The following is a 21,262-nucleotide window of genomic DNA, read 5'->3' on the forward strand; positions in this document are numbered from 1 at the left end:
GGGTGGGCCATGGGGGAGGCTTAGTTCCTTTCGGCCGGGTTGCCGTCGGAACCGGAACCGTCGCCGTTGCGCATGAACAGGTGGGCGCCCTTCTCCAGCAGCAGGCCGCCCAGCTCGCTGCGCTTCTCCCACAGCTTCTTGGGCGCGCCGCCCAGCCGCCGCAGGTCCTCCGGCTGCAGGTTCGCCGCGCGCCAGGTGAGCTGCTCCACCGCGTCGAAGAACTTGCCCGCCATCTCACGCGACGACATGCGCGACAGCTGCTCCAGCGAGAAGCCCTTGTCCGCGAGCAGCCCCGCGGAGCCCGCGGCCCACGTCTCGCTCGCCTTGTTGCCGCGCACGCCGCTGCCCGGCCGGGCGATCTGCACCGGCTCGTACACCGTGGGGCGCGTCTCCGGGATGACGTTCAGCTTGCGGCCGATCTTCTCGAAGGTGTCCAGCACCTGATCCAGCTGCGCGTCGGTGTGCGTGGCCATGTAGCTGGTGCGGATGAGCGCGTGGCCCGCCTCCACGGCCGGGGGAATCACGGGGTTGGCGAACACGCCCGCCTCGTGCAGCGCGCGCCAGAAGCGGAAGCACTTCACCTGGTCGCCGATGTGCACCGGCACCACCGGCGTCACCGACACGCCCGTGTCGAAGCCCATCGCGCGGAAGCCGTTGTGCATCTTCTCCGCGATGTCCAAGAGGCGCGCGCGGCGCTCCGGCTCCGCCTCGATGATCTCCGTCGCCTTGAGCGCCGCCGCGATGGACGCGGGCGTCATGGACGCGGAGAAGATGACCGAGCGGGCCTTGTGGCGGATGTAGTTGATGACGTCGAACGGACCCGCGAGCACGCCGCCCAGCGACGCGAAGCTCTTGGAGAACGTCCCCATCACCAGGTCCACGTCCTTCTCCAGGCCGAAGTACTCGGAGGTGCCGCGGCCGCGCTCGCCCAGCACGCCCATGGCGTGCGCGTCATCCGTCATCACGCGGGCGTTGTAGTGCTTCGCCAGCTCCACGATGCGGGGCAGGTTGCAGACGTCGCCCTCCATGGAGAACACGCCGTCCGTGACGACGATCTTCCCCGCGCCCGGATCCGCCGCGGCCAAGAGCTGCTCCAGGTGATCCATGTCGTTGTGGCGGAACTTGCGCTCCGTCGCGAACGACAGGCGCACGCCGTCCACCAGCGAGGCGTGGTTCTGCCGGTCGCTGAAGACGATGTCGTGACGGCCCAGGATGGCCGCGAGCGCCAGGTTCGTCTGGAACCCGGTGGAGATGACGATGGCCGCCTCGCGGTTGAGGAACTTCGCCAGCCGCGCCTCCAGCTCCTCGTGCAGCGCGAGCGTGCCGTTGAGCAGGCGCGAACCCGAGCACGTGGTGCCGAACTTCTCCGTCGCCTTGATGGCCGCTTCCTTCACGCGCGGATCCGCGGCCAGGCCCAGGTAGTTGTTCGAGCCCACCATGATGACCCGGCGACCTTCGATCTCCACCTCCGTGGAGCCGTGCGACGCTTCGATCGCCCGGAAGTACGGATACAGGCCGGTGGCCTTGGCGATGCGGTAGTCCTTCCAGGTACGGCACTTGTCGAACACGTCGCTCATGGTGGTCTTTCTTACGCGTCGGGGGGTGATCCGAGCCGCTCTCCACATGCAGGGCTCGTTCCGTCTTGGGACCGCCCGGCGCGCGCGCTCACCCAGGGGACGACGCGTGGGGGTGAATAAAGAGGGAAATCCACACTGTCAAGGCGGCGACGGTTGTCGGGCACGCCGTGTGGGGCATCCGTGTCAGGGCGCGGCTTGACAGTCACGGCCCAACGGTGGCACGCCGCGCCTCCGGAATCCTGTTCACCGGTGGATGCTACAACACCGCATGCACACACGGGTTCACACGGGGAATGGGTTCCCGAGGGCCAGGTGTTTCGGGGCCTGGACTGTGGCCGGGTTATTGCTTTGCCGGCCTGCATCAGAGGAGTGACGGTGTCCCAGGCGCGACGACAGCGGTGGTTCGAGGGCTTCATCCGGACGGCGATGTCACGCCCCTGGCAGGTCCTGCTCGTCGTGGGGCTCATCACCGTCGCCGCGGGCCTCTTCGCCTCCCGGTTGGAGTTCCGGGGCTCCTTCGTGGAGCTGCTACCGCAGGGTGCCCCGGAGGTCCGGGATCTGACACGCGTGTCAGAGAAGGCGGGGGGGGACGGGTACCTCGTCGTCATGGCAAAGGGTGGAACGCCGGCGGCGCTGAAAACCTACGCCACCGAATATCAGCGCCGCCTGGAGGCCCTCCCGGAGGTCCGCTACGTCGAGCACCACTATGACGTGGCCTTCTTCCGCCGCCACGGGCTGCTGCTGCTGCCCACGGAGCAGGTCGCCGCGCTGCGCAAGGACCTGGAGGCCCGGGTCCAGTACGAGAAGGAGCGCGCGAGCCCCCTGTTCGTGGACCTGGGCGCGGAGGCGCCGCCGCCGGACTTCGACGAGATCGCCCGGAAGCACACGCCCGCCACGGCGCTGCAGGAGACGCTGGCCAACAGCGAGGGCACCGAGGTCTACCTGATGATCAAGCCGTCGGGGACGGCGGGGGACCTGGACTTCGCGCGGCGCTTCGTGGCGACGGCGCTGGACACCGGCCGCAAGCTTGCAAAGGAGCGCTACCCGGGCGTGACGCTGGAGGCGACGGGCAACTTCCAGAGCCGCATCGAAGAGGACGCGGTGATGCGCAAGGACCTGGCCAACGCGGGAGGCCTGTCCGCGCTCGTCGCCGTGGGGCTCATCCTGCTGGCCACGCGGCGGGTGGCGGCGCTGGCGGTGGTGGGCGTGCCGGTGGCGGTGGGGTTGGTGCTGACGTTCGCGTTCGCGCAGGGCGCCATCGGGCACCTCAACATCGTGACGGGCTTCCTCGTCGCCATCCTCATCGGCCTGGGCATCGAGTACGGCGTGCACCTGGCGATGCGCTACTGGGAGGAGCGGGAGCGGCACGGGGTGCGCGAGGCGCTGGAGGCCACGGTGCGCGGCACCTTCAGCGGGGCGCTCACGTCCGCGGTCACCAACGCGGCGGCGTTCTTCGTGCTGATGTTCGCGCAGTTCCATGCCTTCCAGCAGTTCGGCCTGCTCGCGGGCCTGGGCGTGCTGATGGCGGTGCTGTCCGCGTACGCGCTGGGCCCGTCGCTGCTGGCCATCGCGGAGCGCATCCGGCCCTTCCGGCGGGACTCCCCGGCGCAGACGGCCCCGGCTCTTGGGACTCCGGCGGTCCCCACGACTCCGGTGGCCCCGCAGAAGGAGTGGCGCCGCTGGCCCACCGGCCTCATCACGGCGGTGGCCCTGCTGGTGGTGGGCTTCGCGGCGTACTCGGTGCGCATCGCGCCCCAGCTGGGCTTCGAGACGAACCTGCGCAACCTGAAGGGTGACTCGCCGTCGTCGCGGCTGGATGACCACATCACGGCGCAGATCGGCGCGCCGCTCAACCCGGCCATCCTCGCGGTGGATTCGCTCGAGCAGGTGCGTGAGGTGGAGGCTGTCATCGCGCGGGTGAAGGCGAAGAACGGCGCGGACTCCGTGTTCCTGCGCACCGCGTCCTTGAGCGACCTGGTGCCCTCCGACGTGGCGGGCCACGCGGCGGAGCTGGGCCGCATCCGCACGCTGCTGGACGGACTGCCGAAGTCGGCGCAGGCGGACGCTCGCGTGCAGGAGCTGCGGGCCCTGGTGGACGCGAAGCCCTACGGGCTGGAGCAGGTGCCGGTGGAGGCGCGCCGCCGCTTCGAGGCGCTGGACGGCAAGGGGATGTTCCTCCTGCTGTTCCCGTCGGTGTCCAACTACGACACGCAGGACCTGAACCGCTGGGCGGCGCAGCTGGATCAGGTGGTGGCCGGGGCGAAGGAGAAGGGCATCGACCTGGCGGTGCTGGACAGCAACCGCATCGCGGCGCGCATCTTCGCCCTGGTCCGCGCGGACGGTCCGTTCATCCTCTGGTCCGCGGCGGCGGTGGTGTTCCTCGTCATCCTGGCCAGCCTGCGCAGCTTCAAGCGCGCGTTGCTGGTGGCGGGCCCGCTGTTCCTGGGGATGACGTGCCTGGCGGGAGGCATGTACCTCTTCGACGTGCAGCTCAACTTCATCAACGCGGTGGTGCTGCCCAACCTGCTCGCCATCGCGGTGGACAACTCGGTGCACCTGTTCCACCGGTACGAGGAGGAGGGCCCCGGGTCGCTGGGACGCGTGGTGCGCAACACGGGCTTCGCCGCGGTGGTGGCCACCCTGTCCAATGCGGCGGGGTATGGCGCGCTGCTGGTGGCCAACCACCAGGGCCTGCGGAGCATCGGGCAGATTGCGCTGCTCGGGGTCGTGTGCACCTTCCTGGGGACGACGGTGTTCTTCCCGGCCATGCTGGCGCTGTTGGAGCGGTGGAAGGAGCGGCGGTCCGCGGTGGCGCCTGAAGCGGGCGCGGTGGTGCGGAGCCTCAATCTCGGGGGGGCCGGCGAGCTGCCGGTCGAGTCGCCGGGGGAGCGCAAATCGGCGTGAACATCTGGTCATTCAGCCAGGGCCGCGTGCGGCCCGTTGTCCTCGCCGAGCAAGCGCTCGTGCGCTTCCGTCATGTGGACGTGGTCCTCATGGCGGCCTGCTCGGTGGCGGCGCTGGTGTGCGTGGGCCCGGCCCGCTGGGCGCACAACTCCACCCGCAGCGCGGTCCTCTTCGGCCTGATGGCCCTGGGCGTGCCGCTCCTGCGCATCCTGGAGGCGCGCTTCCCGCGCCAGCAGCTCATCGCCATCGCGGCGGACTTCTGGCTCCTGCCCGTGTCCGCCCTGTCGCACGGGTGGCTGGGTCCCATCGTGGACTGGATGAACCCGCTGGTGAAGGACGCCCAGCTCATCGCGGTGGATGAGCAGCTCTTCGGCTTCCAGGCGGCGGTGTCGCTGTCGCACGTCGTGCCGCCGTGGGCCAACGACGTGCTGATGCTCTGCTACTACGGCCACTTCATCTGGCCGCTGCTCCTGGGCGTCTTCCTGTACGCGCGCGGCCGGGGCGCCACGCCGGGCTTCGACGAGTACCTGCTGGGCCTGGGCCTGCTCTTGAGCTTCAACTACGCGGCGTACTCGCTGGTGCCCGCGGTGGGGCCGCGCTACTTCCTCATCGGCGCCTTCGACGCGCCCCTGCGCGGGTGGCTGCTCACGCCGCTGCTGGAGTCGATGATGCGCACGCCCGTGTACACCCGGGACTGCTTCCCCTCCGGGCACACCGGGGTGGCGCTGGTGGTGCTCATCTACGCGTTCCGGTTCGCGCGGCGCTTCTTCTGGGTGATGCTGTTCCCCGGCCTGGGCCTCATCTTCGCGACGCTGGCGGGGCGCTTCCACTACACCATCGACCTGGTGTTCGCGGTGCCGCTGGTGCTGGTGGTGACGGGGCTGGCCCTGGCGCTGTCCCGGGCCGCCCGGCAGCGCGCGGTGGAACAGGGCGCGCGTTCCGTGCCCGTGGACGCTATCGTCCGGCCCTGAACCGCCAGCCGGTCGCCCCTCGGCCGGGGTGAACCTGGGCTGGCGCCTTTCCAGAGGCCCGTCCCCATGTCCTCCCGGCCCGTGCTTTCGCAGCGCGTCTCCCGCTTCGGCACCACCGTCTTCTCCGAGTTCAGCGCCCTGGCGCTGAAGCACCAGGCCGTGAACCTGGGGCAGGGGTTCCCCGACTTCGACGGGCCGGACGCCATCAAGGAAGCGGCCTGGAAGGCCATCCAGGGCGGCGTCAACCAGTACGCCCCCGGCGTGGGCGCCAGGGACCTGCGCGTCGCCATCGCGGAGCACTCGCAGCGCTTCTATGGCCACGCCGTGGATCCGGACACGATGGTGTCCGTCACCAGCGGCGCCACGGAGGCCATCCTCGACGTCATCCTGGGGCTCGTGGATCCGGGCGACGAGGTGGTGGCCTTCGAGCCGTACTACGACTCCTACGACGCCAACATCGCCTTCGCGGGCGCGACGCCGCGCTACGTGCCGCTGCGCCCACCGGACGCGGAGCACGCGGCGTGGTGGTTCGACCGGGACGAGGTGAAGGCGGCCATCGGTCCGCGCACGCGGCTGCTCATCCTCAACTCGCCCCACAACCCCACGGGCAAGGTCTTCACCCGCGAGGAGCTGGAGTTCCTGGGCAACCTCTGCGCCGAGTTCGACGTGAAGGTGCTGTCGGATGAAGTCTACGAGCACATCGTCTTCGGCCCCGCGCGCCACATCCGCGCGGCGACGGTGCCGGTGCTCGCGGACCGCACGGTGACGGTGAGCAGCGCAGGCAAGTCGTTCAGCCTCACCGGGTGGAAGATCGGCTGGATCATCGCGCCGCCCCCGCTGCGGGACGCCGTGCAGCGCGCGCACCAGTTCGTCACCTTCGCCACCGCGTCGCCGTTCCAGGCCGCCATGGCCGTGGCGATGCGACTGCCGGACAGCTACTTCCAGGAGCTGACGGCGCTCTACACGCAGAAGCGCGAGCGGCTCCTCACGGGCCTGCGCGCGGCGGGCCTCAAGGTGTACTCGCCCGAGGGCAGCTACTTCATCCTCGCGGACATCACGGGCTACGGCTTCGCGGATGACGTGGCCTTCTGCCGGCACCTCGTGACGGAGGTGGGCGTGGCCGCCATCCCGCCCAGCGTCTTCTACGGCCCCGAGCACCGGCACCTGGGACAGGGCTTCGCGCGCTTCGCCTTCTGCAAGACGGAAGGCGTGCTGGACGAAGCCGCGCGCCGGCTGGGTGCGAAGCTGCCCGCGCTCAAGCGCTGAACGCCTTGAGGTCAGGGAGCCCGGGCCGTGGACGACTTCTTCGGGGAGCTGTACCTGCGCAGCACGCTGCCGTTCCTCTCCGAGGCGGTGACGGCCCGGGAAGTGGACTACCTGTCCCGGGCGTTCGCGGACTTGGGCGGCCCGGTGGTGGACCTGGGCTGTGGCCACGGCCGGCACGCATCCCGGCTCAACGGGGAGGGCGCGCTCGCCGGGCGGGTGGTGGGCCTGGAGCGGGACGCGCTGTCCCTGCGCCTGCGCCGCCCCGGCTTCCCGGTGGTGCGGGGTGACCTGCGGGCGCTGCCCTTCCAGGCCGGAGCGCTGGGGGGCGCGTACGCCTGGTATTCGACACTCTTCGCCTTCTCCGACGCGGAGCACGTCCAGATACTGCGCGAGGTGGCGCGGGTGCTGCGGCCCGGCGGAAGGCTCGTGTTCCAGACGGTGCCGTACGAGCGGCTGGCACAATCACCGGGCGCCGCCTTCCGCGAGCGGTTACCGGATGGGAGTCTCCTGGAGGAGGAGAGCCGCTTCGACGCGACGCGTGGAAGGGACGTGGGGCAGCGTCAATTGACGCTGCCCGACGGGCGCTTCCTGCGAGCGGCGTACGCCATCCGTTACTATCCTCTTGCGGAACTGGAACGGCTGTTGGAAAGCACGGGCTTTTCGATGACCTGGGTGCACGGAGGCCTGGAGGGCGGGCCGATGACATCCGAGTCGACCGACCTCATCGTGGGAGCAGGGCTGAAGGCGGGGCTGAACGCTCCCGCGTGACGGCCCGGGACACGTCCAAGTGGATCCGAAAGAACCAGCGCGAACGCGGGTCGGCCTGCTGGGGCATCTGCCCCGCAAGGTCGACGTGTACGAGGTCGGTCCCCGCGACGGCCTCCAGAACGAGCTCCGGACGCTGCCCACCCGGGACAAGGCGCGGCTCATCAACGCGCTCGTCGCGGCCGGGGAGAAGCGCATCGAGGTGACGTCGTTCGTGTCACCCAAGTGGATCCCCCAGCTCGCGGACGCGGAGGAGCTGCTCAAGCAGGTGGGCCGCCGTCCGGGGGTCGTCTTCTCCGCGCTGGTGCCCAACCTCAAGGGCCTGGAGCGCGCGCAGGCGGCGGGCCTGGAGGAGGCCGCGGTGTTCATCTCCGCGTCGGAGGCCCACTCCAAGAAGAACATCAACAAGACCATCGCGGAGGCCCTGGCCGGCGCGAAGGAGGTCACCGGTGCCGCCCGCAAGGCTGGCATGCGCGTGCGCGGCTACCTGTCCACCGTGTGGGGCTGCCCCTACGAGGGCCACGTCCCGGTGGAGCGCGTGGTGGACATCTGCCGCCAGCTCGTGGACGCGGGCATCTACCAGCTCAGCCTGGGCGACACGATTGGCGTCGGCACGCCCCGGCAGACGGAGGAGATCCTCTCCGCGCTCCTGCAGCACATGCCGGTGGACACCCTGGCGCTGCACCTGCACGACACGCGAGGCACCGCGCTGGCCAACGCGCTCGTGGGCCTGTCCGCGGGCGTCACCACGTTCGACGCGAGCATCGGCGGGCTGGGCGGCTGCCCCTATGCACCCGGGGCCGCGGGCAACCTGGCCTCCGAGGACGCCGTGTTCATGCTGCACGGCATGGGCGTGGACACGGGCATCAACCTGGACCGGCTGGTGGAGGCCGGGGAGATCGCCCAGGAGCTCATCGGGCGAAAGCTCGCGGGCAAGTACCTCCAGGCGGCGCTGGGCGAGCGGGACAAGAAGGCCTCCCGCCGCGCGCAGACCTGAGGCGCGCGGGGAGGCCCCTGCCGCCTCTTCGTTAGTGGTCGCCCAGCATCGCCGGCAGCTGGGCTTCGAGGCCCAGGTGCTGGGCGGCGATCTGCAGCATCTTGCGCTCCTTGCGGTCGATGCGGCCGTCCACCAGCGCCATCTCCACGATGTGGCGCAGGAACACCTCCGCCTCGGGGCTGCCGCGCGGCACCAGCCGCTCGAAGAGCTGGGGGCCGGCGTTGAGCGCCATCTCCACGTTGGGCCAGGACACGCTCCAGCGCTCCGCGCACAGCTTGAGCAGGCGGCGCTCCGCGTTGGACACCTCGCCGTCCGAGGCGGCGATGGACGCCATCATGTAGAGCAGCCGCTCGCGCTCCTTCACGTCCGTCATTACGTGGTCGCCCTCGGCCGGGGCCACCACCGCGCCCCGCTCCTCCTGGCGCGCCTGCCGGTGCCGGGCCGCGGCGGCGGAGTGCCGCTGCGCGTGCTGGACGTTCCAGGACTCGAAGGGGAGGGCGGACGCGAGCACCCAGTCGCGCTCGCCGTTGCCCAGCACCGTGCCGCAGAACTCGCAGGTGTTGGCGGCGCTGTTCGTGAGGGGCGCGTTGCACTGCGGGCAGCGGTCCGTGGCCATGCCGGTGTCGGTGTTCGTCTGGGCGCCATGGCGGCGCACCAGCGTGAAGACCCAGCGCTGGGGCACGGTGGGGAGGCTGGGGGGCTGCTGGTTCGCGGGCCCGATGCCCATGCGGGCGCTCCAGCGGATCTCCACCTGGGCTTCGTCGAACGACTCCGGGTGCACCTCCAGCGCGCGCACGTCCACCGCGCCCACCGCGCACTCCAGGAAGACGCGGCGCCGGTCGCGCTTGGACAGCTCCGTCAGCTCCCCCTCCAGCCGGGTGATGACGTCCGCGTTGGCGACCTTGGACAGGCGCTTCGTCTCGTTGCGGCTCTGCGCGTCGATCCACTTCCAGAACACCAGCGACGCGCGGTCCTCCAGCATCTCCAGGTTCAGCGCCGGATCATCCGCGCGGGCCTGCATCAGGCCGTCCACCTGCTTGTGGTGGCGCACGTGCTCCACGCCCTGGGTGATCTCCGAGAGCGTCCAGTCGTAGTTGCCGGAGTTCACCACCGCGTTGCAGAACTCGCAGGTGTTGGACGCGCCGCCCTTGTAGGGCGCGCCGCAGTTGGGGCACTTGCCCTGGAACAGGTCCTCGCCGATGCGCGTCTGCGCGCCGGGCTTGCGCACGAAGGTCCACACCTCCGTGAAGGTCTCCGCGGCCACCTTCTTCGCTGCGGCCATGGCCTGCGCGTCCGTCTGGTCCGCGGGCACGTCCGTGTCGCGGATGCTGGCGCGCACGCGCACGTGGATGCTGTCGTACCAGGCCGTCTGGTGCAGGCCGATGAGCTGCACGTCCTGCACGGTCATGTCCGCCAGCGCGTCGCGCACGCCCTGCGCCTTCATGAGCTGCAACTGCACGTTGAAGCGCTGCCACGTCGCGTCCGACAGGAAGGGGCGCACCGGCGTCATGTCGCGGCGGAACCACGACTTCTGCAGCTCGAGGAAGAGCCAGCGCACCTTGTCCAGCGTGGGCTGCAGTTCGAACGAGGGGTCCTTGAGCTTGAGCGCGTTGACCCAGCCCTGCACGTCGCGGCCGGACACCTCCGTGCGCACCTCTGCCTCGCGCTGATCGAACGCGCGTTGGGTGGTGGCGGTGGGGTGCAGGTTGCGCTTGTAGAACCAGTACGCCACGCCGCCCAGGATGAGCAGGGGCAGGGTGACCTTGGGGTACAGGAAGATCATCCGCACCAGGTCGAAGAGCAGCCACAGGGGCAGGCCGTCGCCCCCACCACCCCCGCCGCCGCGATCACGGCCGGACGTGTAGTGCTCGCCGCCACCCCCGCGCGCCAGGGCCACCAGCGGCAGGGCCAGCACGAGCAGGGTGGAGAGGGTGAGCAGACCCGGCAGCCATCGCCACGGGCGTTTCGTCGGAGGGCACGAAGGCATGGGTGAAATCCTAACCGTTTACGGCTTGCCAGACTGGAGAACCGGTCGCAGGCTGCGCGCCATTCACGCGGGGCGCCTGGTGCGACCCGCCATGGGGAGCGAAGATGCCGGAGTTCAAGGTCGACGCCCGGGGCGCCATCGAGATCTGGACCATCGACGGGGAGAGCCGTCGCAACGCCATCAGCCGCGCGATGCTCCAGGAGCTGGGCCAGCTGGTGGCCCGCGTCTCCTCCAGCCGCGATGTACGCGCGGTCATCCTCACCGGCGCGGGCGACAAGGCCTTCTGCGCGGGCGCGGATCTCAAGGAGCGCACCGGCATGGCGGAGGACGAGGTGCGCGCCTTCCTCAACGGACTGCGCCTCGCCTTCCGCGCCATCGAGAAGAGCGACTGCGTCTTCATCGCCGCCATCAACGGCGCGGCCTTCGGCGGGGGCACGGAGCTGGCCCTGGCGTGTGACCTGCGCGTCGCCGCGCCCGCCACGGAGCTGGGCCTCACCGAGGTGAAGCTGGGCATCATCCCCGGCGGCGGCGGCACGCAGCGGCTGGCCCGGCTCATCGGCCCGGGGCGCGCCAAGGACCTCATCCTCACCGCCCGGCGCGTCAACGCGGCGGAGGCCTTCAGCATCGGGCTCGTCAACCGGCTGGCCCCGGAAGGACACCTGCTGGAGGTCGCCTTCCAGCTCGCGGAGGCCGTCGTCGTGAACGCGCCCGTGGCGGTGGCCACGGCGAAGCACGCCATCGACGAGGGCACGGGCCTGGAGCTGGACGAAGCGCTCGCGCTGGAGCTGGCGAAGTACGAAGAGGTGCTCAAGACGGAGGACCGGTTGGAAGGACTCCGCGCCTTCGCGGAGAAGCGTCCCCCTGTCTATAAAGGCCGCTGAGCCCCACGAAAGCGACAGGGGCGGCAAGCCCGCGATTGCTCGCGGACCTTCCGCCCCTGACGTCACTGCGTGTCGGGTGTGACTAGGCGCTCGCGGTCTTCTCGCCGCCGATGTTCACGCCCTGCTTGTTGATGTAGCCCATCGCCTTGTCCTTGACGGTGGTGCGCAGCTCGGTGCCCGGACGCGGCGCCAGCAGGAGCGCGACGACGCTGCCCGCGGCGGCGCCCAGCAGGAACGCGCCAATGCCACCCAGGCCCGTGCTCGCCGGCTTGTACGTCGTCAATCCCACATACCGCAGCGCGTCGTCCGCGTCGAAGTTGTCCCAGGACTTCCGGGCCTTCTTCGACGCCAGGTCGGCGTACTCGGGGATCTGGTCGAGGAGCTGGTGGGCCAGGAACTGACGGTACAGCTTGCTCTTGGCCAAAGCCTTCGCCTGCCACGTCGCCTTCTTCGCTCTGAACATGGGTCCCTCCTGGGCCGGATGATTCACGGGAAGGGGTGGCCCGCCTGGGTGCACCCCCCTCGTGCAACATCAAGGTAGGCAGGGAAGCCCCCGGCGCCATCCCCCGGAATGCTGCGCGCCGAGCCCTTGCGTCGTCCTTTGGACGGCACGTCTGGTAGCTCACACGGCAAGAAGGCAGCCAGGCCAGGGGGTTTTTGGTATGTCGCCCGGGCCATGTCCTACGACCAGAAGCTGCTCGAGACGATCGCCCAGGTGGAGAAGGGTGGCGCCCAGAAGTACCACGCGAAGAACACCGAGGCCGGGAAGCTCTTCGCCCGTGAGCGCATCCGCCTGCTCGTGGACGCGGACTCGTTCGTGGAGGACGGCAAGCTCGCCAACAACCTGGACGCGGACCTGCCCTCCGACGGCGTCATCACGGGCCTCGCGCGCATCGCGGGCCGCACCGTGGCCATCATGGCCAACGACTCCACGGTGAAGGCGGGCAGCTGGGGCGCCCGCACGGTGGAGAAGATCCTCCGCATCCAGGAGACGGCGAAGGCGTCGCGCTGTCCGCTGATGTACCTGGTGGACTCCGCGGGCGCGCGCATCACCGACCAGGTGGAGATGTTCCCCGGCCGCCGTGGAGCCGGCCGCATCTTCTACAACGAGGTGCACCTGTCCGGCGTGGTGCCGCAGATCTGCCTCCTGTTCGGACCGTCCGCCGCCGGCGGCGCATACATCCCCGCGTTCTGCGACCTGGTCATCATGGTGGACGGCAACGCGTCCATGTACCTGGGCAGCCCGCGCATGGCGGAGATGGTGATTGGGGAGAAGGTCACGCTGGAGGAGATGGGCGGCGCGAAGATGCACTGCTCGGTGTCCGGCGTGGGCGACGTGCTGGTGAAGACGGAGCAGGAGGCCATCGCCGCGGCGAAGCAGTACCTGGCGTACTTCCCGGAGAACTTCACGAAGCCGCCGCCGCGCGTGGAGGTGAAGGCCCCCAAGCACAGCGGCAAGCGCGTGGATGAGATCATCCCGCCGGATCAGAACAAGCCCTTCGACATGCATGCGCTCATCACGGAGCTCATCGACGAGGGGAGCTGGTTCGAGGTGAAGAAGCTCTTCGCCCAGGAGATCATCACCGGCCTGGCGCGCATTGGCGGTCAGCCGGTGGGCATCGTGGCCAACCAGCCCAAGTACAAGGGCGGCGTGCTCTTCGTGGACAGCGCGGACAAGGCGGCCCGGTTCATCTGGCTGTGTGACGCGTTCAACATCCCGTTGCTCTATCTGGCGGACGTGCCGGGCTTCATGATCGGCACCAAGGTGGAGCGGGCGGGCATCATCCGCGCGGGCGCGAAGATGATCTCCGCGGTGTCCGAGGCCAGCGTGCCGCGCATCTGCGTGGTGGTGCGCAAGGCGTACGGCGCGGGGCTCTACGCCATGAGCGGCCCGGGCTTCGCCCCGGAGGCCACGCTGGCGCTGCCCCAGGCGATGATCGCCGTGATGGGCCCGGAGGCGGCGGTGAACGCCGTCTACTTCAACAAGATCCAGGAGCTTCCGGAGGCCGAGCGGCCAGCCTTCGTCCAGAAGCTGCGCGACGAGTACAAGCAGGACGTGGACATCTACAAGCTGGCCAGCGAGCTCATCATCGACGCCGTCATCCCCGGCGATTCGCTGCGCGGCGAGCTGATGCAGCGTTATGCGCTGTACGCCGAACGCTTCCAGCCCCGTGCGGAAAAGAAGCACGGTGTCTATCCCGTCTGAGCAGCCCCACCTGAGCTAGGTTCCCGCCCCGACCATGGACTTTGAACTTCCCGAAAGCCACCGCGCCCTCCAGGCCTCCCTCCGTGAATTCTGTGAACGCCGTGTGAAGCCATATGCGCGCGACTGGGACAGGGACGAGAAGTTCCCCCTGGAGGTCGTGAAGGAGCTGGGCCAGCTGGGCGTGCTCGGCATGCTCGTCTCCGAGGAGTACGGGGGCGCGGCCATGGACTCGCTCGCCGTGGCGGTGGCCGTGGAGGAGATCGCCCGCTACGACGGCTCGCTCGCCCTCACCGTGGCCAGCCACAACGGCCTGGGCACCAGCCACGTGCGCGTCTTCGGCAACAAGGCGCAGCACCAGCGCTACCTGCCCAAGCTCGCGTCCGGCGAGTGGCTGGGTGCGTGGGGCCTCACCGAGCCGGGATCCGGCTCCGACGCGTCCGGCATGCGCACCACCGCGGTCCGCAAGGGCAACAAGTGGGTGCTCAACGGCGCCAAGATGTTCATCACCCAGGGCACGGTGGGTGACGTGTTCGTGGTGCTCGCGCTCACGTCGCCGGAGAAGCGCCAGAAGGGCATCACCGCGTTCGTGCTGGAGAAGGGCGTGCCGGGCTTCAGCCAGCGCGCCATCCACGGGAAGCTGGGCATGCGCTCCTCGGACACCGCGGAGCTCATCCTGGAGAACGTGGAGCTGGGCGACGACGCCATCGTGGGCGAGGTGGACCGGGGCTTCATCGACACGCTGAAGATCCTGGACAAGGGCCGCATCACCATTGGCGCGCTGTCGGTGGGCCTGCTTCGCGGGGCGCTGGAGGAGTCGGTGGCGTACTCGAAGGACCGCACCGCCTTCGGCCAGCCCATCAGCGAGTTCCAGGGCCTGCGCTGGATGATGGCGGACATGAAGACGGAGCTGGAGGCGGCGCGCCTCTTGGTGCACCGCGCGGCGCGGCTCGCGGACGCGGGGCAGCCGTACTCGGAGGAGGCCTCCATGGCGAAGCTGTTCGCCTCCGAGGCGGCCACGCGCGGCTGCAGCAAGGCCGTGCAGATCCACGGCGGCTACGGCTACATGCGCGAGTTCCCGGTGGAGCGCTACCTGCGCGACGCCAAGCTCTGTGAGATTGGCGAGGGCACGAGCGAGATCCAGCGCACCATCATCGCCCGCGAGACCTTCAAAGGGGCCTGATGGATACCGCTCGGCTGAGTGAGCTGGGACTCAAGGTGAAGGAGGAGCCGTCCGGCACCGAGGTGGTGCTGGATCTGGAGGCCGCGTCCCTGGTGAACCCCATCACCAAGGACTTCATCACCGACATCACCTTCCAGGTGATGGGCGACCGGCTCATCCCCATCGCGCCCGCCGCGGTGGTGGGCATGACGCCCATCCTGCTGAGCGCCATCGACGCGGCGGAGGAGATGCAGGTCCTCCTGCTGGACACCTTCAGCGACCACGTCTTCCACCTGCAGCGCCGCTCGGAGGAGCTCCAGCTCCTGGGGTTGCCCGCGGACGTGGATCCTCAGTCGCTGGAGCTGTCCACCACCGTGAAGGAGGGCCACCTCTCCGTGCGGCTGGTGGCGGACCGGCAGGGAAACTTCCGCATCGCGGAGGCCGTGCGCGGCGGTGAGGACCTGTCCGCCGCGGCAGGCCACATCATCGAGTTGTCGGAGTTCCGCGAGCGCGGGGCGCTGACGGGTTACCTCGCGGCCCTCTTCGGAGAGCCGCTGGCCCGGGCGCCGGTGGTAGCGGGCGCGGGGCCGGTGCGGTTCGTGGAGATCGTGGAGAAGTTCGGTCCCCAGGCGCTGGTACCGCCGCGCAGCAGCCTGGAGCTGCTGGCCCAGCTGCAGGTGGAGGGCAAGGCGTACCGCTTCGCCGCCGCGCGCATCGCCGGGCGCACCTTCCGGGGGCTGCTCGCGGGCACCCAGGGCAAGGTGTGGGCGGGCCGCTTCGAACTGGATGAGTTCCCGGGCGTGGTGCGGATGGTGGCGGACCTGTTGAAGGTCGCTCCCGAGGCCGTGCGCCTCGTGGGCCCGGACGCGCCCCAGGAGTGACACCCGTGGAGAAGATGACCCTCGTGGAGCGGGTGCAGGTGCTGGAGGGCCGCCTGGGCGTGACGTTCTCCAAGCGCGACCTGGCGCTGGAGGCGCTGACGCACAAGACGTACGTCAACGAGAACCGCGACCAGAACCTCAAGGACAACCAGCGCCTGGAGTTCCTGGGCGACGCCGTGGTGGACCTCGCGGTGAGCCATCGGCTGATGGACCGCTGCCCCGGCATGCCCGAGGGTGAGCTCACCAAGATGCGCGCCCGCATCGTCCACGAGGAGGGGCTGGCGCGCGTGGCCCGGACCCTGCGCCTGGGCGAGTTGCTGCTGCTGGGCCGGGGCGAGTCCCAGTCAGGTGGACGGGACAAGAACTCCATCCTCGCGGACGCCCTGGAGGCCGTGCTGGGCGCGGTGTACCTGAGCGGCGGCCTGGAGCCGGCCCTGGTGCTGGTGGACCGCTGCTTCGGGGACATGCTGGAGGAGGTGGCCTCCGGCGCGGGCCGCCTGGACTACAAGACGCTCCTCCAGGAGATGTCGCACGAGAAGCTCAAGCTGTCCCCGCGCTACCGGGTGGTGTCGGAGAGCGGGCCGGAGCACTCCAAGCTGTTCGAGGTGGAGGTGTGCATCGGTGAGGGCGTGTATGCTCGGGCCTCCGGCCGCAACAAGAAGGAGGCCGAGCAGTCCGCCGCGCGCACCACCCTGGAGCGCCTCAAGTCCGCGCCCTCCGCAGCTCCGGAGCCTGGTCCGGACGTCGTCCTGACGGCGGAGGCCGCGGCCCCGGAGCCGGTGACACAGGTGACGTCAGGGGTTTCACCGGACGACCCTCCGGCGTGAAAGCCCTTGGAGGGGGAGGGGGGTGGGGGGTAGGGTCCGCGCCTTCCTGCCCTGGAGGCCGTCCCGTATGCACCGTCTTCTCGGTATCACCGTTGCCTTGTTCGCCGCCGGAGTCCTGGCCGCCGAACCGGCCGTGGGCCCCTGGACGAAGAAGGTCCAGGCCGGCAAGGACCTCTACGCGACCCTGAAGACGAGCCAGGGCACCATCGTCGTGAAGCTCTTCTCCAAGGACGCCCCCAAGACGGTGGAGAACTTCGTCGGGCTGGCCACCGGGGAGAAGGCCTGGACGGACCCCACCACGGGCCAGCAGGTGACGAAGAAGCCCCTGTACGCGGGCACCGTCTTCCACCGCGTCATCCCGGGCTTCATGATCCAGGGCGGCGACCCCACCGGCACCGGCATGGGCGACCCGGGCTACCGCTTCGAGGACGAGTTCCAGAGCGGCCGCAGCTTCGACAAGCCGGGCATCCTCGCCATGGCCAACGCCGGGCGCAACACCAACGGCAGCCAGTTCTTCATCACCACCGCCACCCCCACGCACCTCACCGGCCGGCACACCATCTTCGGTGAAGTGGTGCTCGGCTATGACGTGGTGGAGACGATTGGCAACGTGCCCCGCAGCGCCCAGGACCGTCCCCAGACGCCGGTGGTCCTCACCGCCGTCACGCTGAGCGACAAGGCCCCCAAGGGCGTCCCGGCGGCGAAGGCGCCCAAGAAGACCCCGGCGGAGAAGGCGCCCAAGAAGGCCCCGGCGGACAAGGCCCCCGCCAGCACCCCGAGCCCCACGCCATGACGTTCATGGAGCGGGCCCGCGCGGGCGAGGAGCTGTTCGCGACGTTCAACACCACCGAGGGGCGCATCGTCGTGCGCCTGTTCCCCCAGGAGGCTCCGAAGACGGTGGAGAACTTCGTGGGGCTCGCCACCGGGGAGAAGCCCTGGACGCACCCGGTGACGTTCGAGGCCATGAACGGCCGCCCGCTCTACGACGGGACGCTGTTGTTCCGCTGCATCAAGGACTTCATGGTCCAGGGCGGGGACCCGACCAGCCGGGGCAACGGTGGCCCGGGCTTCCGCTTCGAGGATGAGTTCCAGGGCGGCCGGAGTTTCGACAAGAAGGGTGTGCTGGCCATGGGCAACACCGGCCCCAACACCAACGGCAGTCAGTTCTTCATCACCGCGGCTCCCACCCCCCACCTCAACAACCGACACACCATCTTCGGCGAGGTGGTGGAAGGGCAGGACGTGGTGGACCGCATCGCCAACGAGCTTCCCAAGGACTCGAATGACCGTCCCCGCCGGGACGTGCGCATCCAGACGTTGACCATCTCCACGGCGCGGCCCTAAGTCCGACTCACGTCGCCCCGTTCATCGCAGTCCCGTGGTTTCCCCGGGGCCTTCCCGTCGCTTTTGCGGAAGGCCCACTGATCATCTCCGGAAGTATGGCCTCCCAGTCCTCGCAGAAGAAACCCCGCGCCGGCTTCGCCGCGCTCATCGGCCGGCCCAACGTGGGCAAGAGCACGCTGCTCAACGCGCTCACGGGCGAGAAGATCGCCATCGTCTCGCCCAAGCCCCAGACGACCCGCAACCGCATCCTCGGCGTGGTGACGCGTCCGGAGGGGCAGGTGGCCTTCCTCGACACGCCCGGCATCCACCAGGCCAAGGGAGAGCTCAACCGCTACATGGTGGAGGCTGCTCTCTCCGCAGCCGAGGAGGTGGACCTGGTCCTCTTCCTCATCGAGCCCCCCGCCGGTGAGACGCTGGACGTCACGCCCGGCAACCGCGCCATCCTCGAGCGGCTGCAGAAGGTGGGCAAGCCGACGTTCCTGGTCATCAACAAGATCGACGCCATCCCGAAGGAGAAGCTGCTGCCGCTCATCTCCCTCTACGGCGAGCAGTTCCCCTTCGCGGAGGTGGTGCCCATCTCCGCCCGGGAGAAGGACGGCGTGGAGCACCTGTTCCAGGTCGTCCTGGGCCACCTGCCGGAGGGCGAGCCGCTCTTCGCCGAGGACATGCTCACCGACCAGCAGGAGCGCGTGCTGGTGGCCGAGTACATCCGCGAGCAGGTGCTGCGGCACTGCCGGCAGGAGATCCCGTACTCCACCGCGGTGCTGGTGGACGTGTTCGACGAATCCGAGCGCGAGCCGCGCCCCGGCACGCCGCCGGGCCAATTGGGTGGCCTCATCCGCATCGCGGCGTCCATCTACGTGGAGCGCGACAGCCAGAAGGCCATCCTGATTGGCAAGCAGGGGCAGATGCTGAAGCTCATTGGCACGGACGCGCGCAAGTCGGTGCAGCGCCTGCTGGGAGCGCACGTCTACCTGGACCTGCGCGTGCGCGTGGAGGCCCGCTGGAGCGAGCGCGCCGCGGGCCTGCGGAAGCTGGGGTACGAGTGATGCGGTCGCCGTCGCCGCTCTTGTCGTCCCTGTTCTTGTCGTTGCCGTCGCTGTCGTCGCTGTCGAAAGAGACTCCATGAAGCCGCTGGTCGCCATTGTCGGTCGCCCCAACGTGGGCAAGAGCACGCTGTTCAACCGCCTGGTGGGCCGCCGCGTCGCGCTCGTGCAGGACGAGCCGGGCGTCACCCGCGACCGGCACTACGCCGACGCGGACTGGGAAGGCCGGATCTTCACCCTCATCGACACGGGTGGCTTCGTCCCCGGGGAGAAGGACTCGCTGCTCAAGCAGGTCCGCGAGCAGGCGCAGTTCGCCGTGGAGGAGTGCGACGTCATCATCTTCGTCGTGGACGCCCGCGTGGGCATGTCCACCGCGGACGAGGCCGTCGCCAACTACCTGCGCAAGAGCGGCAAGCCCGTGGTCGTCGCGGCCAACAAGCTCGACAACGAGTCGGGGCTGATGCAGTCGCTGGCGGGCGAGTTCTTCCGCCTGGGCCTGGGCGACGTGCAGGGCATCTCCGCCGAGCACAACCTGGGCATGGGCAGCCTGATGGACTCCGTCGTGGCGAAGCTCGCCCCGAAGGTGGAGGGCGAGGACGCCGAGGCGCCCCCCGACGACGGGAAGATCCGCGTCGCCATCATCGGCCGGCCCAACGTGGGCAAGAGCACCCTGGTCAACGCCATCCTCAAGGAGAAGCGCGTCGTCACCAGTGAGGTCGCCGGCACCACGCGCGACCCCATCGATTCAGAGGTCACGTACAAGGGCAACGAGCTCATCCTCACCGACACCGCGGGCATCCGGCGCAAGAAGACCATCGCGCACCAGGTGGAGCAGTACTCGGTCATCGCCGCGCTCAAGGTGCTGGAGCGCAGCGACGTGGCCGTCCTCCTGATGGACGCCACCGAGCCCCACGTGGACCAGGACGCGAAGCTCGCGGGCCTGTCCATGGACCGCGGCCGCGCGCTTGTCATCGTGGTGAACAAGTGGGACCTCATCGCGGAGGACAAGCGCAAGCAGGACGCGTTCCGCGACGACCTGAAGATCGCCCTCAAGTTCGTGGGCTACGCGCCCGTCATCTTCACGTCCGCCCTCCACGGCTCCAAGGTGGAGAAGGTGGTGGACGTGGCGGTGGAGCTGGCCAAGCAGTTCCGCTTCCGGGCGCCCACCCCGCAGCTCAACCGGCTGCTGGATTACATGGTGGACAACAACCCGGCGCCCATCGTGAAGGGCAAGCCGCTGCGCCTGTACTACATCGCCCAGGTGGCCGCGGCGCCGCCGACCTTCGCGCTCACGTGCAACGCGCCCGAAGGCGTGCCGGACATGTACAAGCGGTACATCACCAACCAGATCCGCAAGACGTTCGATTTGCGGGTCCCCATCCGGCTGCTCTTCCGCGAGCGCCCGGGCAAGGCCAAGCGTGAGGCTCGCAAGAAGCCGCACCTGGCGGGCAAGGGTGGCAAGGGCGGGAAGCGGGCAGGGCGGGACCGAGACTGACCGCGCACGTTCGTTGACACTTCCAGCAGGCGCTCTTTACAGTGCGCCGCTTTCGCAGGCGAAGAGCACCGTAAAGAGTCGGAGAGAGGTTTCCTCATCGTGGCCCAGCCGAAGACCGAGAAGATTCGCCAGCAGGAGCTTCGTCAGCCGGACGCCTTCCAGAAGGTGGGGGCGGACGCGCGTGACTGGCTGATGCAGCGCCAGAAGTTCCTCGCCATTGGCGCCGGTGTGCTGGTGCTGGGCGCGGTGGGGTTCGCCATCGGCAGCGAGGTCTCCAAGCGCGGCGAGGAGCAGGCCTCCATGCAGCTGGGCCAGGCGCTCACCGTCCTGGACCGCCCCGTGACGGGCGTGGACCCGGCGGACCCGTCCTCCACGGAGCCCCCGTTCCCCACGGTGGAGGCCCGTGACCAGCAGGTCGTGACGACGCTGTCCACCTTCCGCAAGGACCACGACGGCACGCGCGCGGCCACGACGGCGGCCCTGCCGCAGGCCAAGGCCGAGTTCCGGCTGGGCAAGTACGACGACGCGCTGGCGTCCCTGGGCGCCTTCCTCAAGGGCGTCCCGGAGAACGACGCCCTGCGCGCGAGCGCCCTGGAAGGCCAGGGCTACGCCTACGAGGCCAAGGGGGACTTCGCCCAGGCCATGGCCTCCTTCGAGCAGATGGAGAAGGCGGACACGGGTGAGTACCTGGCCGGCATGGGCCAGTACCACAAGGCGCGCATGCTCATCCTGCAGGGCAAGAAGGACGAGGCCGCGCAGGTGCTGTCGAAGATCCCCACGGACCACCCGAACAGCGCGGCGGCCCGTCAGGCCACCGAGCGGATGGCGGTGCTGGCCTCCCAGGGCGTGAAGGTGCCCACGCCGGCGCCTCCGCCGGCCGCCACGACGGATGCGGGGTAGTCCTCGTTCATGACCATGCGGCTCGCTCGGTGGAAGCAGTGGGTGGGGGTGATGGC

At 69.5% G+C, this 21,262-nt stretch carries 18 protein-coding genes; 15 read left to right on the top strand and 3 right to left on the bottom strand.

Features of this window, described 5'->3' with window-relative positions; genetic code table 11:
- Nucleotides 1–20 precede the first annotated feature (20 nt).
- A complete protein-coding gene (locus D7X12_RS23050) occupies nt 21–1,577 on the bottom strand; it encodes an aminotransferase class I/II-fold pyridoxal phosphate-dependent enzyme (RefSeq protein ID WP_120627439.1) in 1,557 nt (518 codons plus the stop codon).
- A gap of 426 nt (nt 1,578–2,003) precedes the next feature.
- On the opposite strand from D7X12_RS23050, the gene D7X12_RS23055 reads away from it, so the two are divergent.
- The 5 genes from D7X12_RS23055 (at nt 2,004) to D7X12_RS23075 (ending at nt 8,480) form a co-directional block, all read left to right on the top strand.
- Nucleotides 2,004–4,481, top strand: coding sequence for an efflux RND transporter permease subunit (locus D7X12_RS23055; RefSeq protein ID WP_244224730.1), 2,478 nt, complete (start codon nt 2,004–2,006; stop codon nt 4,479–4,481).
- Nucleotides 4,478–5,452, top strand: coding sequence for a phosphatase PAP2 family protein (locus D7X12_RS23060; RefSeq protein ID WP_244224729.1), 975 nt, complete (start codon nt 4,478–4,480; stop codon nt 5,450–5,452). The genes D7X12_RS23055 and D7X12_RS23060 overlap by 4 nt, the downstream gene beginning before the upstream one ends.
- Before the next feature lie 66 nt (nt 5,453–5,518).
- Complete coding sequence (locus D7X12_RS23065; protein ID WP_120627441.1) at nt 5,519–6,718, top strand: aminotransferase class I/II-fold pyridoxal phosphate-dependent enzyme; 1,200 nt, start codon at nt 5,519–5,521, stop codon at nt 6,716–6,718.
- A 27-nt stretch (nt 6,719–6,745) separates the two neighbouring features.
- Nucleotides 6,746–7,486, top strand: a complete 741-nt coding sequence (locus tag D7X12_RS23070) for a class I SAM-dependent methyltransferase (protein ID WP_120627442.1) — start codon at nt 6,746–6,748, stop codon at nt 7,484–7,486.
- A 19-nt stretch (nt 7,487–7,505) separates the two neighbouring features.
- Nucleotides 7,506–8,480: a hydroxymethylglutaryl-CoA lyase gene (locus tag D7X12_RS23075; protein ID WP_120627443.1), complete on the top strand. Its 975-nt coding sequence runs from the start codon at nt 7,506–7,508 to the stop codon at nt 8,478–8,480.
- Nucleotides 8,481–8,511: 31 nt separating this feature from the next.
- Here D7X12_RS23075 and D7X12_RS23080 read toward each other — a convergent pair whose 3' ends face one another.
- Nucleotides 8,512–10,467 (bottom strand): TIM44-like domain-containing protein, encoded by a 1,956-nt coding sequence (locus tag D7X12_RS23080; RefSeq protein ID WP_120627444.1) that lies wholly within the window; start codon nt 10,465–10,467, stop codon nt 8,512–8,514.
- Nucleotides 10,468–10,571: 104 nt separating this feature from the next.
- Here D7X12_RS23080 and D7X12_RS23085 point away from each other — a divergent pair, with 104 nt between their 5' ends.
- Nucleotides 10,572–11,348 carry an enoyl-CoA hydratase-related protein gene (locus D7X12_RS23085; protein ID WP_120627445.1) on the top strand — a complete coding sequence of 259 codons (777 nt, stop codon included), beginning with the start codon at nt 10,572–10,574 and terminating at the stop codon, nt 11,346–11,348.
- A gap of 82 nt (nt 11,349–11,430) precedes the next feature.
- Here D7X12_RS23085 and D7X12_RS23090 read toward each other — a convergent pair whose 3' ends face one another.
- Entirely contained in the window at nt 11,431–11,811 is a 381-nt protein-coding gene (locus D7X12_RS23090) for a YtxH domain-containing protein (protein ID WP_120627446.1), read from the bottom strand.
- Between the two features lie 213 nt (nt 11,812–12,024).
- Between D7X12_RS23090 and D7X12_RS23095 the strand changes: the two genes are divergently transcribed.
- The 9 genes from D7X12_RS23095 to D7X12_RS23135 all read left to right on the top strand — a co-directional run bounded on the left by D7X12_RS23095 (nt 12,025) and on the right by D7X12_RS23135 (nt 21,206).
- A complete protein-coding gene (locus D7X12_RS23095) occupies nt 12,025–13,554 on the top strand; it encodes an acyl-CoA carboxylase subunit beta (RefSeq protein WP_120627447.1) in 1,530 nt (509 codons plus the stop codon).
- 34 nt (nt 13,555–13,588) lie between these two features.
- Entirely contained in the window at nt 13,589–14,734 is a 1,146-nt protein-coding gene (locus D7X12_RS23100) for an acyl-CoA dehydrogenase family protein (protein ID WP_120627448.1), read from the top strand.
- Entirely contained in the window at nt 14,734–15,594 is an 861-nt protein-coding gene (locus tag D7X12_RS23105; protein WP_208719233.1) for a hypothetical protein, read from the top strand. The genes D7X12_RS23100 and D7X12_RS23105 overlap by 1 nt, the downstream gene beginning before the upstream one ends.
- A 14-nt stretch (nt 15,595–15,608) precedes the next feature.
- Nucleotides 15,609–16,421 carry a ribonuclease III gene (rnc, locus tag D7X12_RS23110; RefSeq protein ID WP_208719235.1) on the top strand — a complete coding sequence of 271 codons (813 nt, stop codon included), beginning with the start codon at nt 15,609–15,611 and terminating at the stop codon, nt 16,419–16,421.
- A gap of 67 nt (nt 16,422–16,488) precedes the next feature.
- Nucleotides 16,489–17,214 carry a peptidylprolyl isomerase gene (locus D7X12_RS23115; RefSeq protein ID WP_120627451.1) on the top strand — a complete coding sequence of 242 codons (726 nt, stop codon included), beginning with the start codon at nt 16,489–16,491 and terminating at the stop codon, nt 17,212–17,214.
- Nucleotides 17,211–17,765 (top strand): peptidylprolyl isomerase, encoded by a 555-nt coding sequence (locus D7X12_RS23120; protein WP_120627452.1) that lies wholly within the window; start codon nt 17,211–17,213, stop codon nt 17,763–17,765. Before D7X12_RS23115 ends, D7X12_RS23120 begins: the two co-directional genes overlap by 4 nt.
- A gap of 95 nt (nt 17,766–17,860) precedes the next feature.
- The gene (era, locus tag D7X12_RS23125) at nt 17,861–18,814 is read left to right on the top strand and encodes a GTPase Era (RefSeq protein ID WP_120627453.1); all 954 of its coding nucleotides are present in this window, start codon (nt 17,861–17,863) and stop codon (nt 18,812–18,814) included.
- A 76-nt stretch (nt 18,815–18,890) separates the two neighbouring features.
- Nucleotides 18,891–20,306, top strand: coding sequence for a ribosome biogenesis GTPase Der (der, locus tag D7X12_RS23130; protein ID WP_120615951.1), 1,416 nt, complete (start codon nt 18,891–18,893; stop codon nt 20,304–20,306).
- A 96-nt stretch (nt 20,307–20,402) separates the two neighbouring features.
- Nucleotides 20,403–21,206, top strand: a complete 804-nt coding sequence (locus D7X12_RS23135; protein WP_439329391.1) for a tetratricopeptide repeat protein — start codon at nt 20,403–20,405, stop codon at nt 21,204–21,206.
- Nucleotides 21,207–21,262 lie beyond the last annotated feature (56 nt).

The organism is Corallococcus sicarius (genome assembly GCF_003611735.1).
Taxonomy (GTDB): Bacteria; Myxococcota; Myxococcia; order Myxococcales; family Myxococcaceae; genus Corallococcus; species Corallococcus sicarius.

Excerpts from the sequence above, each read along its gene's own strand:
- rnc (WP_208719235.1), top strand. The coding sequence starts at position 15,609 with ATGACCCTCGTGGAGCGGGTGCAGGTGCTGGAGGGCCGCCTGGGCGTG.
- D7X12_RS23090 (WP_120627446.1), bottom strand. The coding sequence starts at position 11,811 with ATGTTCAGAGCGAAGAAGGCGACGTGGCAGGCGAAGGCTTTGGCCAAG.
- D7X12_RS23050 (WP_120627439.1), bottom strand. The coding sequence starts at position 1,577 with ATGAGCGACGTGTTCGACAAGTGCCGTACCTGGAAGGACTACCGCATC.
- era (WP_120627453.1), top strand. The coding sequence starts at position 17,861 with ATGGCCTCCCAGTCCTCGCAGAAGAAACCCCGCGCCGGCTTCGCCGCG.
- D7X12_RS23115 (WP_120627451.1), top strand. The coding sequence starts at position 16,489 with ATGCACCGTCTTCTCGGTATCACCGTTGCCTTGTTCGCCGCCGGAGTC.
- D7X12_RS23100 (WP_120627448.1), top strand. The coding sequence starts at position 13,589 with ATGGACTTTGAACTTCCCGAAAGCCACCGCGCCCTCCAGGCCTCCCTC.
- D7X12_RS23080 (WP_120627444.1), bottom strand. The coding sequence starts at position 10,467 with ATGCCTTCGTGCCCTCCGACGAAACGCCCGTGGCGATGGCTGCCGGGT.
- D7X12_RS23065 (WP_120627441.1), top strand. The coding sequence starts at position 5,519 with ATGTCCTCCCGGCCCGTGCTTTCGCAGCGCGTCTCCCGCTTCGGCACC.
- D7X12_RS23085 (WP_120627445.1), top strand. The coding sequence starts at position 10,572 with ATGCCGGAGTTCAAGGTCGACGCCCGGGGCGCCATCGAGATCTGGACC.
- D7X12_RS23120 (WP_120627452.1), top strand. The coding sequence starts at position 17,211 with ATGACGTTCATGGAGCGGGCCCGCGCGGGCGAGGAGCTGTTCGCGACG.
- der (WP_120615951.1), top strand. The coding sequence starts at position 18,891 with ATGAAGCCGCTGGTCGCCATTGTCGGTCGCCCCAACGTGGGCAAGAGC.
- D7X12_RS23095 (WP_120627447.1), top strand. The coding sequence starts at position 12,025 with ATGTCCTACGACCAGAAGCTGCTCGAGACGATCGCCCAGGTGGAGAAG.
- D7X12_RS23105 (WP_208719233.1), top strand. The coding sequence starts at position 14,734 with ATGGATACCGCTCGGCTGAGTGAGCTGGGACTCAAGGTGAAGGAGGAG.
- D7X12_RS23055 (WP_244224730.1), top strand. The coding sequence starts at position 2,004 with ATGTCACGCCCCTGGCAGGTCCTGCTCGTCGTGGGGCTCATCACCGTC.